Origin of the sequence: Microcoleus sp. S1D4 (assembly GCF_036700765.1) — a bacterium.
In the GTDB taxonomy this organism is placed as follows: domain Bacteria; phylum Cyanobacteriota; class Cyanobacteriia; order Cyanobacteriales; family Microcoleaceae; genus Microcoleus.
Genome location: NZ_JAUBPP010000024.1, coordinates 25,529 through 38,355 on the forward strand (window position 1 = coordinate 25,529; position 12,827 = coordinate 38,355).

The following is a 12,827-nucleotide window of genomic DNA, read 5'->3' on the forward strand; positions in this document are numbered from 1 at the left end:
ATCAATCGGGGTAGGGAAACGGCACTGCCGTGTCCTCCGTATCATGTCTCATTGAACTAGCGATCACTTTGATTTAAGATTGTTTCAATTTGACTCTGTACTTGTTCTAGTTCCCGACGTTTGTCAGCCAGCCAAACCTTTTCTGCCTCGCATTCTGCTTGATTTTGGCGATCGCGCTTTTCCTGCTGTTCCAATAAATTTTCCCACAGAGACATTGCTTGGGCGATCGCACCGCTACTCGTCTCAACTCTTTCTTCAAATACTGCAATAATTCTTTCGTCTATCTTATCCAAAATCGACTGCGAAGATTCATCAAACTTCTCAAACCCTAACTCACAAACTTTTTGCTTTATTTGAGATTTAACTGCATCACCATCTAAGAAACTCCAGCCAAAACCGCCACCAATACCCGCAACTATTGTCCCTAAAATTACTGGAATAATACCAAGTGGAAGAGCGATTAACACAGCAGCCGCGACAGCACCAATTCCCAAACCACCCATGAATCCGCCGTCACCAATATCGTCAATTGATTCAGCAATCCCGCTTCCACCGATACCAATTTCACCCAGATTACCTGCTATTGCTAACTTATTGAATTGAGCAAGAAGGCTAGTGCTGAGTTGCTTATCGAACTTTTGAAACTCCAGCCGAATTGCATCAATGTCTTCATTTATTTGGATGTTTAAACATCCTATATTCTTTTGTAAAATAGACTGTACTTTTTGAGTAGCCCCATCTTCTATTTCTTGGGTAATATCTCGCACAAATTGGTCGGAATAATCTTTTGTTAGCTCGTTTTGACTCCATATATGGTTATGCTCGGAAGTCCAGTGTTCGCTTTTTGCAATCAGGCGTTCTCCCAATCCTTCCAGCCATTCATTCCAAGATTCAATAACTTCTTCTACAGATTTATCCATCAGTTCATCCGCTAAAAGTTTGATTTTCACATCGCGGCCGCTTGCTTCCGCCATCAGTTCAAATATTTTCAGTTTATCTCCTGGAGAAACTGTCAATTTTCCTTCTAATATTTCCCTATATTGACTCAATTCATCGCAGCTAGTATTAATAATTTGCTTAATTCCGGCTGCGGATTGGTTAAGTGCGATCGCCCCCCGTTCAACTGTCAAAAACTGTTCCAGAGATTTAGTAAAATCCTGAAAAGATTTCACATACTCATTTTCCGTCCCATCCAAAATAGCCTCAAGTGCTGATTGAGCCGAAATCAAATGAATCCGGTTTTCACCACCAATCAATTTTTCACTAACAAACTTTTCTACCCTTTGTCTTGCCTGCTTGTGGCTTCCTTCTCGACGCAGCAAATCGGCAAAATTAACTAAAACAAAAATATTCTTCGCAGGTTCATCATCTTTCCCCGGATTCAACTCTTGTTTCAAATACAAAAGCAATTCCCGCTCTTTTTGTGTCAAAGTATTTTGAGCGTGAGTCAAAAAAATCACCGCATCAGTTGTTTTGAGAACCTGTTCCGTAACTAACGTGCGTTCCGCTTGTTCGTTCAATCCGGGAGTATCAATAATTTCTACACCATTGGTACACAATTCGAGATTCGGATGCTCGAAAATGATTTCTGTAATTTCTGACTTGACAGTTTCATCTCCAAAAGAACCTAAAGCCGCTTCCTCAGAAATCGAGGCTTTCTCTTGATATTGATCGGGTGAAATCTCCTCCTCGCGTCCATCTGTATATTTGCAAATCACCCGCTGCTGCGGCCCGTATTTCAAAACTGTCACCGTACCGCTACAGGGAATATCCCGCACCGGTTGAATTTCCTCACCTAGCAAAGCATTGAGTAAAGTAGATTTGCCTTTGCTGAACTCGCCGACAACAGCAACTCGAAAACATTGAGACTCTAATTTACGAGATATTTTTGTGACTTCTTCTGTTAAACTAGCAGATAGCACGTTGCGATCGCTTCCATCTTGCAGAGTTAAACCTAGTTTGCCACAAACAGCGTTAAGTTGTTGCCGATACTCCTGAAACTTTTTCAACTCCTGATAGGACGAAACTGACTGTTTGCGATTTGTTTGCTGTTTGGGTTTTGCTGGTAAATGTCCGATAATGTGACTGGCTGCACGGACAAACAAAGAATCGAGAGATTGAAATCTTGCTGGATCGAGTAACGAATGGACTTCTGCTAAAGCTGCTGTATCCCTTATTGATTGATTGCTAAAACTCGCTTCCAAAACAGTCAAAAATCGCCCGTCGATTCCGAGTCTGTTGGCGATGATTTGCAAATACTCTTTTTCGCGATCGTCCATCGTTCCATCGGCTGCCGACATCTGATAGCCAAAACTAATTAGCAGCAATTTTTCCACCTCAGAAAAACACGCTGTCAGCGCCAACAACACCGGAAATTTCTTGTAAACTTGATGTTGCGTCACGCTTTTAAGCATTGGCATTACCAATTTTTGCAAACTGTTATTAGCAGGAATAAGTTCCTTCAAAGTTGTCGCCAGTTGCTGCTTTTCTTCAGCGCCAAAAGTACCGTCGGCATTAATGACTCCCAACAACACCGTCACCAGCCCCGCCAGAAACAGAATCGGAGGAGTAATATCCTCTTTTCGTAGGTTTTGCCCGGTCAGCCGCGAAACAAGCTCAACCGTTTGCAAACTAATTAGCGAAGTGTCCATTTGCAGGGCCTATTGATAATTTTTTTTTATTTAATGTATCATAATCTATTAGTTATTCTGTGGGTTGCTACCAGGGTAAAAATTGATGATGAACTTTGTATTTCCCGCAGCGGTACAGGCTGCGATCGAGGCTGGCAAGTACGTGCAAGTGTTTACATCGGCTGGAGTGCCGATCGGCATGGCGAGAGATGCAGCCACGGGACAGTTTGCGGCCCATGCCGTTGGTGCGGTTGTCAACAACAGCCCGCTATCGCCCTTAGTGTCTCCCGTGCAGCTTGTTATGGGCGGCTTGCAGATGCAGCAAATGCACATGGGTTTTCAAACCCTCCAAGCCAGTGTGGGCGTGCTGCAAGCGACTACAGCCGTCATTGGTGTGGGAGTTGCGGCTGGGGTAGCTTTGTCAGCGGTGAATTTGCACCAAACATTGAAACTAAAAAAAGCAGTAGAAAGGCTGGAAGTTAAAGTAGAAAATGGTTTCATCAATTTAGAACAACTTGTGAAAGGCCAAGGCGCGGAAATTAAGCAATTAATTTCCGAAGTGGTTGCAGATATAAAATTTGAGAACCACCGTTTAGTTTTAGTGCGGGCTTACGGGTTATTCAATCAAGCAATTCAACGAATGCGATCGGCTTTGCAACTGCAAGATATCAACCGCCGCAATGCTGAAATTGATGCCGCGCGGGGGATGCTGTTTGAAGCTTTAGCAGATTACAGAAATCCGCATTTGTTGGCAGAAACCTGTGCGGCGGGACAGTTGCGGCGGTTAGAGTGCAGTTGGGCGATCGAGCAAAGTATTATCGGCACGTATCAGGTGCAGAATGAATTTGGTGCTGCGGGCGATCGCATTTCTCAACTTCAACAACAAATCCGTCAAGATGGCTTAACAGTAATTGCTGGCTGCGACTCTGACGGCGAACTAGATTTTCTTTTCCCAGAAATCACCCGAATTCACAATCACGATTTAGCTGCTTTAGACATTTGGCTTAATCAGATTGAATGGACTAAAGCTTTGTCACCAAGTGAATTCAAACAGTTACAAAGTGCTGATTTCAGTCAATCAAACTTAGCTGTTATTGGGGATAAAAAGTCAGCTACAACAGCTTTAGTAATACCCGATGAACAGTTATTTTATGAAAATTTGCGACCGAAGTCTCATTTTTATGCGCTTCGCACTCAACTCGAATTAATGCTCGATCCGCAGCGACGTGAAGAGTATCAAAGCTATATTATTAAGCAAGGGCAAATAGCGGGCCATAAAACTTTAGTATCGTCGAATTTGGAGAAAGCCTCTGATTTGGCTGTTGCTAATCTCTTTTACTATTTCAGAGTCCGGGATGAATCGGAAGACGAATTAGAATTAGAGTTCGATGAAACTACGACTGATACTGCTACCATTGCGGCGGAATCTTCCGCAAGCGATCGTGTCAAGCAGAAAAATCCTGAAACAACAGAAGCCTCGCTCGAAGAGGATTCGCAAGCTATGAAAGAATTTGGATTGACTCCTGAACAAACCAGAATTATGTTCAGCTATCAATACCACTTGGTGCAAGCTGATATTGACAATCAATCAAATAACGACGTTAAAAACACCCTTAAGGAAGAATTTTTACGCGGTTTCCAAGGTGATATTGACAATCAATCAGAGCCGATTAAAAAAATCCTTAAGCAAGAGTGGTTACGCAATTGGGAAAACTCAACCACACTGTTTTTGAACAGCCAAATTGCACCTGACACTCCACACAACAGTTCATTGAACTTAATTACTAATTTTGAATCCCTCAAAAATTCGGTAAAATCCCACATCATCCCTCCTGGAAATCAATTGACTCGGTATCTACTTTTATTAGAAGTAACACTGTTTCAACCCTATTTCCCATTAGGCGATAGTCGCGATGAAGCATTCAAAGATTTAAAACTTGAAAAAGAACTCACCGCAAAGCTCAGGTATTTTGCTACACAACTAGAGATCGATCCAGATTGTGTTCTCCGCTTTAAGTCCAACTACAAAGAAGCCATCAAAGGAATTAAAGGCGGCATAAATCCTTGGCTACTTGATGCAGTCGGAGCATTGGCGTTAGGAGTAGTAGCTGGATTTGCTACACCATTCAACGTAGTAGGTTTACTTGCACGGATTCTAGCACCGGGTTTATCCGGTGCAGCCGCAGTATCCGCCGTTTTAGCCGCACTTGGAGGAGGTGCGATCGCCGCTGGTGGCTTCGGAATGGCTGGCGGAATGGCCGTAATTGTTGCTGGCGGTTCAATTCTCGGTGCTAGTGCGGGAGTTGGTGTTGGCGCTTTATTCAGTCAATCTCCCGACACCGCTTTAACACAAGCAGCCAAGTTAGAAGTCGTGATGCGCGAGATTGTTGTAATTCAAAAAGACATCCCCCTGGCTCAAGAAATTCTCAAACAACAGCGCCTCGCCATACGCTCCATTGAAGACAAACTAGACGATCTACTTCTTAACCAGCAAAAAAATCACAAAGAAATCGAAAATCTCAAAAGAGCGATCGAGTATTTGAAGAAAGCACTCGAAAGAAATCAAGGCTTAATATAATACCTGCTCAGAAGAGCGATCGGTGTAAGGACAAGGGCTTTGGCCGCGTCCCTACCAAAATTGTACGATCCCGGTAATTCTTATTACAACAATCATCAAAAAAAATGAAGTCTAAATCAGTTACGCAAATCAGCGGTCTTCCCGGTCAATTAGTCGGTGCAGTTCCACTCCGAACCAGCGGTACAGGAACTATTAAAATAGTTGGAGACACCTTACAAGGAAATTTTACTTCATTTTTTGGCTTAGAAATCAAAGAAATTATCATTCCTATTCAAAATGTCAAAGCAGTTGAAATTGGGGAAGGCTGTACTTGGTGGCTGCTGGGACTGGGAATTTTGACCCTGGGAATCTTCTTTATTGGTATTATTTTCATTGTGTTGGCTTTTGTTGTAAAACAACGTTATATTGTTATTTACACAAGTAGCAATAATTTAATTCTATTTTATTCAAAAAGTGATAAAATTAACCAGTTTAGGAACGAAATAATAGAAGCTTGCCGTCCTAAACCGAGCTATATTCCCCGACCTTCTCAGTCTCCACCTGCACCGCCTTCTTTGCCAAAATGATTGATAGTTGGCTAAAGTCATGAACCAATGAATTGGTATTAGTACCCATTTTTGCGCTCGTGACTGTAATTCGCTCTCAAAAATTCTTGTGGCTCTTGAGAGTTGACAATTAAACCAGTCTAAATATCAAGCCCGACAAAAAGTTGATTTACTTTATTAAACATCTATTCAAATTTTGAGAAAGATTGAGCTCTTGATTTAGCATAGTAAGTGAGGAAAAACCTCCTAAAAATCCGATTAACAGGTGGTAAATGTCTATTAAATATCGCCAAACAACTTTGGATTAGCGCCAAGTGTCTAATACAAAAACCTCCGATCGATTGTAACCGGGCTCGTTTGGCCTGTGCATTACTACACCTGTACTTTCTGTGCGAAAATGCCGATCGACCATTTTACCATAGGCCACATCATGGCTCGTATTCACTCCAGCCATCAGACGCAACATTTTTTCACTCGCCCCAAACGCTTCACAGACATCCAGCAACTGTTCAAATCGATCGCCTGCGCCAACACCCGATCGCACAACTCCAAATTTGACATAACATACATTAGAACCAGCTTCGCTACCCGCACCGCAATGACAAACAGCAAATCCCGCCAAACCCTTGTCATCCCACAATAAAACCGTATCGCCCAAATTTTGAGCCTCAACCGCTAAAATCTCCCGCGATAAATCCAGCCCTGCATAAATACCATCCGTCAATTCATAACATTCTTTCAGACAGTGCGATCGCTCCTGTGAATTTAATTCAGAATATTTTATTACCGAAAAATCCCGCTCCACAAACTGAATTGTTTTTGCCATAATGAAAGTCAAAAAACGCGGGTAAAACCCGAATTTATGATAAAGCCCCTGGTGTTTTGGACTGTTGGGAAAAGTAAATAACCCCGCCTGTCGTGTCCCCCATTCCGAGAATTTCCCGATCGCACATTCAATCAAACCTTGAGCAACACCTTGATTCCAGAAGTCAGGATGAACACTCAGCGGCCCAAAAAAACCCACACTCCCCCAACAAACAGCTATATTCGAGCCAACTAGCTGCCCGTCAACCTCCGCTGCGAAAGCCGCCGTGCGATCGACTAACCATCGCGTTTGAACATAGTTCGCATCACCACCAAAATCCGTCGGTTGAGCCAATCCAATAAAAGTACCAAAAGCCAGTCGAAAAATATGTTCAGCCGCCGCCAACTCATTTTCTTGAAGCAGTCGAATAGAGATATTCATTGTGTGCGATATCCGTTAACAAAGCGAACAATCATGCAATTATACATATTAAACGTCTTGCATAAATATTTAATTTAGCTTAAAACCGCCCGCTAATTGTTGCGGCAAATTCCGCACTACCAACCAATCCAAAACCTGTCAATCCACCGTATACGATATAGAACCCATTTGATATCTATTGTGCGTAAATCTCAGAAACCGGGTTTCTCTCTATATTTCTCGTCACCCAACCAAAAACTCCTAGAAACCCGGTTTATCGCCCCTTGCGTAAATCTCAGAAATCAGTTTCTCTCTATATTTCTCGTCACCCAACCCAAAAACTCAAAGATATCAAATGGGTTCTATAAGTCACAATCAAATGACTCCGTAATGTTCCACTGTTGGAAAAGGATCGTAAAAGTGATGCAATAAAGAACGCCACTTTTGATAATCTGGCGATTCTCGAAATCCCACAGTATGGTCTTCCAATTTCTGCCATCGCACCAGCAGAATATAGCGATTTCTAATCTCGATACACCGTTGCAGCTCGTGCGAAATATACCCCGGCATAGAAGAAATAATAGCTGAAGCTATTTTGAAAGCAATTTCAAATTCAGCAGCCATATTAGGTTTAACATCAAGAATAGCAACTTCTAATATCATAGGTTTAATCAGGCGATCGCCAATTTGCTGCTTTTCGATCGATTTCTTGAATAAACTCATCTTTTCCATCCATGTACCCCTGAATGTTATCCTGGTAAGTGTTTGCGAGTTTTCTTTTAAGTTCGCTGTATTGCTGCGCGTCTTCAGGATGGGAAATCATATAATCTCGAAACGCTAAGTGGCGATATATCTGTGCTGAGTTCACTTCAAACGTGTGAATGTGGTGCGTTCTAATCCCTAGTTCATTACTTTTACGAAAAAAACGGCGGCCCGGTATCCCAAACTCACCCATTGCTTCATAACCTAATGCCTCAACTCCCGAACTCTGTGCATCGACTTTCATAATATCTTTGACCTCAACTAGCATATCGATAATCGGCTTTGCATAAATTTGTGGAATGGCTGTGCTACCGATGTGATGTATAGCGATCGCATTTTCGGCAAGTGCAAGTGCAATCTGTTTCGACTCAGTTTCAAAAGCGTCTTGCCAACTTGGATCGTGGGGGACGACTTCTACTTTGAAAAAATCTAGTTTTATTGACATGACTGATAATTATTTGCGACTTTTGTGATTTCAGATGAGTTGACGATCGCATTTAACCGACACTGATTTTATCATTACTCATTTACCGGCTGCGCGCAAAACTCTTAAACATACGGATAACGGGGAAAAACTGACTGTTTGGGAGCGAAATTTCAAATCGATCGCCTTTTGTGTAAAGTTGCTCTCCCGCCAGCGTCGCGACAGGGAAAGCCCGACAAAGGAGTAGGCCAATAAAGAAGAGCGCCACCTCAAGCTTTGAGCGAACCCAAATTTCTTTTCCTCCCGCTTCTTGCAACTTTGTGGCAGGCTATGATTGACAGTTGCGAGCTTTTAACAATCTAAATGCCAAACACAACTACAATAATTTCCAGCCTGCTGATATTTATCCCAGTTTCCATCGCCGGACACTTTCTCGGCTGGGAATCCTCCACAATCTTCATTACATCAGCCCTAGCCATCATCCCCCTAGCCGCCTGGATGGGTACGGCTACCGAAGAAATCGCCGTCGTACTCGGCTCAAATTTGGGGGGTTTGCTCAACGCCACCTTCGGAAATGCCACAGAATTGATCATCGGCATCGTCGCCCTCAACGCCGGATTAATAGATGTTGTCAAAGCCAGCATCACCGGTTCAATTATGAGCAACCTGCTGCTAGTGATGGGACTTGCAATGCTGCTAGGTGGCTTGCGCTACAAAGAACAAGAATTTCAGCCGACAGTCGCCCGGTTGAACGCTTCAGCGATGAACTTAGCCGTGATTGCCATTTTGGTGCCGACGGCAGTTAATGCCACCTCTATTGGCATTCCAGAGGCAACTATGCAGAACCTCTCTAGCGCTGTGGCTGTAATCCTGATTGTCGTCTACGTGCTGACACTGCTGTTTTCGATGAAAACCCACACTTATCTCTACGATGCTGGCGTGGCAGAAGTAGAAATGCTCGAAGAATTAGCCGAAAGTAACTTAGCACCAGACAGTCCCGACCACAAGGTCAATCTGCCGCTGTGGATTGGTGTGCTGTTGGCCTGTACTCTCATGGTAGCGATCGAGTCAGAATTGCTGGTGGGTACCCTAGAAGAAGCTACCGCCACTTTGGGGCTGACATCACTGTTTACCGGGGTGATTTTAGTGCCGATTATTGGCAATGCGGCCGAACACACGACGGCGGTGACGGTGGCGATGAAAAATAAAATGGATTTGTCGGTTTCTGTAGCCGTGGGTTCGAGCTTGCAAATTGCTTTGTTTGTTGCGCCAGTGTTGGTTTTGGCAGGTTTTGTCTTGGGCAAACCGATGGACTTGAACTTCAACCCGTTTGAACTTGTAGCGGTTGCGGTGTCGGTGCTGATCGCCAATTCTATCAGTTCTGACGGCAACTCTAACTGGCTCGAAGGTACTTTGCTCTTGGCAGCTTATGCGGTTTTGGCACTGGCCTTCTACTTCCATCCGGTAATCGAGGGACTTGTTTAACAGGCTTTCTCGTGCCGAAGGAAGATCCAAGATGCAAGAAGGAAGATGGTGGATTTTCCAACTCTCCCCCACTCTCCCACTCAAAAGCCTCTCGGTTTTCCAGTATTTTTTTGACGACTTGCCAGCGTCCTCTTCGATGGAGTATATAATCTCTCGAAGAGGACGCTGGCACTACAGATGCTTGGGCGCTCGATGTTCCCCGGACGCTCTGCTTGCAGGACTTCTTTTTTTTTTGAAAGTGGTCGTGGCGATCGTACAATTGAAATATAGCTGCCGTAAGTTCTAGAAAAAGATTGGATTCGCACTCGCGATCGAGACTTTAACTTTAGTCCGTCTGCTTGGCTCGATCGACCCTTCTGGACTTCAATCAGCAAGTGCTGATGAGTGTTGTACTAGGTGTGCTACGATCGTCACAAGTTGAAAATTGAGTATAACGGTAAAAACTTAATTAGGTTGTTGAGTGCAGTCATGCCTAACGGTGTTGCCCCCTGGGAAAGCTCGCACTCGAACAAAAACCGAACTAGTTGACACTCCTCGACCTGAAGGTACGAGGATTCTTGGTTCACCGAGACCACTTAAACTAGATTCCTTGCAGTCTCTAGATCAGAGGTGGGACTCTCCCCAAGCGTTAATTAGGGTATGCCCTACCCTATTTGCTTTTGAGCAAGTCCTGTTTCAGTTTGAAGCAAATTCGCTTCAAATGCTGTGAGTCTAGCTCCTCTGAATCTTTTACCTACTGCGAGGTGGAGTAAGCGAAAAATGCAGTAGAACCGCTTAGATTCAATTTTCAAGGTTTAGCGCTTTGTCTTTCGACAGCTAGGTTTTTAGAGTGGTTGATTACCTTTCCACTACTACAAGCATACAGCAAAGCCGTGCTAGAAGCATGGGGTTTTAGACCCATTTTTATGATAAAAACGACTAATCGAATACGGTAGGGCATACCGAAATTTACGCTTGAGGAGAAGACACCTCTACTGAAAGCTGGAGCAATCCAGTAGCCAGCAAGTGACTTCGCCCATACAAGAATCTCAGTCACAACCCAGTGCTGAGAATGCCCGAGTAAAACTTGATAGAGCAACCTCAATCAGGGTTATGTGGCTTCGTGAGTTATTGCCTCAATCCCAAATGCCCGAATCCCTCCGATCCAGCCAACTCTGGTAAATCCGCGTGCATTCACTGCGGGTCTAAACTTTTGTTGGAAGGTCGATATCGGCTAGTCACGCCTCTCGGAAGCGGCGGCTTTGGCAGAACCTTTGAAGTAGACGACAACGGCACCCGAAAAGTGATCAAAGTCCTGCTCAAAGAACATCCCAAAGCTGTAGAACTGTTTAAGCAAGAAGCCGACGTATTGGTCAGGCTGAGACATCCAGGTATTCCAAAAGTCGATCGCGACGGTTATTTTACATTTTCGCCAGCTCACAGCACAGAGTCTTTTCACTGTCTGGTGATGGAGAAAATTGCTGGTGCAAATTTGCAAGACTGGTTGAAACATCGGGGCCGCCCGATCAGCGAACAACAAGCTCTCAACTGGCTCAAACAACTGTCGGAAATTTTAGACCAAGTTCACCGACTCAACTATTTTCATCGAGATATCAAGCCGCACAACATTATGTGCAAGCCCAACGGGCAGTTAGTGCTGATTGATTTCGGGACTGCTAGGGAAGTGTCGGCGACTTATTTCGCTAAGGTGGGTCAGGGGGCAAATGTGACTGGTATCGTTTCCCCTGGCTACACGCCGCCGGAACAAACTAATGGCAAAGCTGTTCCGCAGTCGGATTTTTTTGCTCTGGGCCGCACTTTTGTTTATTTACTGACAGGGAAGCCGCCGACTGCGTTTCCCGAAAACCCGCGCACGGGCAGATTAATGTGGCGCAAGGGAGCTCCTCAAGTTTCTGACCCCTTGGCTAATGTGATCGACTACCTGATGGCACCTTTTCCTGGAAATCGACCTCAAAGTCCGCAAATGGTTTTGCAGTGCTTGGAGGAAATTAATCTAGACGCGGCAGAAACTCAGTTGCCGACTCAGTTACCGACGACGGGGCAAACTAAAATTCGCGCAAGTTCCGCCGGAGCTGGGGCGACGAAGCAGAGTTTGATGAAGCGCCTCAGACCTCTGAATTCGGGCTCGAACAAGGCCGATAAAAATGTTTTTGGGAAAAATAAGTGGGTGGCGGGTGCTGCTGTCTTGATGCTGGGTATTGGTGCGTCTCAAATTTACGGTTCGATGCGTTACGGGTTGTTTCCGGCAAACCCGGTGTGGCTGCTTTCTAGTTTGCCTAGCAGTAGGTTTTTGGAAAGAAGTTTAGATAATGTCGGGAGTGTAAATGCGATCGCCCTGTCGCCAGATGGTAAAACTTTAGTCAGCGCCAGCTTTGGGACAATTAGGATGTGGAATCTGAAAACGGGAGGGCTGGTGCGGACTCTGAATGGGGTGCATTCTAAAAAATCGGTCAAGTCGCTGGCTGTGAGCCCGGATGGCTCGATTTTTGCCAGCGGCGGCGATGACAATAATCTGATTTTGTGGGATTTGAATACTGGGCGGCGGATTCGGACAATTTCTGCTCACAAAGCCGCCGTCAACGCGATCGCTTTTAGCAGTGACGGTAACACTCTCGCTACCGGCAGCGAGGACAAAACTGTGCGTTTGTGGAATCCCAAAACCGGCAGCAGGTTGCGGACTTTGGCCGGCCACGCTGGAGGAGTAAATGCGATCGCTTTGAGCCGAGACGGTAAAACTCTCGCTAGCGGCAGCGAGGACAAGACTGTGCGTCTGTGGAATCTCGACACCGGAGAAGTCAGAAGAATTATCACCGGTCACGGGGGCGCGGTTAATGCTGTAGATTTTAGCCCCAACGGGCAACTTGTGGCTAGTGCGAGCAACGACAATACAATCCGTTTGTCAAACGTGCGAGACGGAAAGCGTACCCGCACTTTTAAAGGGCATTCGAGTTGGGTGAGGGCGATCGCCTTTAGCCCGGACAGTCGCACTTTGATTAGCGCGGGCGGAGAGATTATAGTTTGGGATTTGAAGACAGGAAAAGAAAGAGCCACTCTTTCGGGTCACAGTCAGTTTGTGAATTCTATTGCTATTACCAAAGATAGCAAGACTGTGGTAAGTGGCAGTCCCGATCGCACTATTAAGATTTGGCGAATGCCATAGTCAAACCACTGTAAACTT

8 protein-coding genes are annotated in these 12,827 nt (G+C 44.8%); 4 read left to right on the forward strand and 4 right to left on the reverse strand.

From position 1 onward, the window contains the following. Nucleotides 1-56: 56 nt before the first annotated feature. The gene (locus tag QT998_RS21780; RefSeq protein ID WP_333117770.1) at nucleotides 57-2,651 is read right to left on the reverse strand and encodes a dynamin family protein; all 2,595 of its coding nucleotides are present in this window, start codon (nucleotides 2,649-2,651) and stop codon (nucleotides 57-59) included. Between the two features lie 85 nt (nucleotides 2,652-2,736). Here QT998_RS21780 and QT998_RS21785 point away from each other — a divergent pair, with 85 nt between their 5' ends. Together QT998_RS21785 and QT998_RS21790 are read left to right on the forward strand one after the other, a co-directional pair. Continuing rightward, entirely contained in the window at nucleotides 2,737-5,208 is a 2,472-nt protein-coding gene (locus QT998_RS21785) for a hypothetical protein (protein WP_333117768.1), read from the forward strand. A 104-nt stretch (nucleotides 5,209-5,312) separates the two neighbouring features. Then, entirely contained in the window at nucleotides 5,313-5,774 is a 462-nt protein-coding gene (locus QT998_RS21790; protein ID WP_333093129.1) for a hypothetical protein, read from the forward strand. A gap of 283 nt (nucleotides 5,775-6,057) precedes the next feature. Here QT998_RS21790 and QT998_RS21795 read toward each other — a convergent pair whose 3' ends face one another. The 3 genes from QT998_RS21795 to QT998_RS21805 all read right to left on the reverse strand — a co-directional run bounded on the left by QT998_RS21795 (nucleotide 6,058) and on the right by QT998_RS21805 (nucleotide 8,185). Continuing rightward, nucleotides 6,058-6,999 carry a GNAT family N-acetyltransferase gene (locus QT998_RS21795; RefSeq protein ID WP_333117766.1) on the reverse strand — a complete coding sequence of 314 codons (942 nt, stop codon included), beginning with the start codon at nucleotides 6,997-6,999 and terminating at the stop codon, nucleotides 6,058-6,060. A gap of 354 nt (nucleotides 7,000-7,353) precedes the next feature. Next, entirely contained in the window at nucleotides 7,354-7,701 is a 348-nt protein-coding gene (locus QT998_RS21800) for an antibiotic biosynthesis monooxygenase family protein (RefSeq protein ID WP_333093127.1), read from the reverse strand. Next, on the reverse strand, nucleotides 7,646-8,185 hold the full coding sequence (locus QT998_RS21805) for a GrpB family protein (RefSeq protein WP_333093126.1): 540 nt from the start codon (nucleotides 8,183-8,185) through the stop codon (nucleotides 7,646-7,648). The genes QT998_RS21800 and QT998_RS21805 overlap by 56 nt, the downstream gene beginning before the upstream one ends. Nucleotides 8,186-8,527: 342 nt before the next feature. Here QT998_RS21805 and cax point away from each other — a divergent pair, with 342 nt between their 5' ends. Together cax and QT998_RS21815 are read left to right on the forward strand one after the other, a co-directional pair. Further along, nucleotides 8,528-9,649, forward strand: a complete 1,122-nt coding sequence (gene cax / locus QT998_RS21810; protein ID WP_333093125.1) for a calcium/proton exchanger — start codon at nucleotides 8,528-8,530, stop codon at nucleotides 9,647-9,649. A 1,102-nt stretch (nucleotides 9,650-10,751) separates the two neighbouring features. Beyond that, entirely contained in the window at nucleotides 10,752-12,809 is a 2,058-nt protein-coding gene (locus tag QT998_RS21815; protein ID WP_333117760.1) for a serine/threonine-protein kinase, read from the forward strand. Nucleotides 12,810-12,827: the final 18 nt, after the last annotated feature.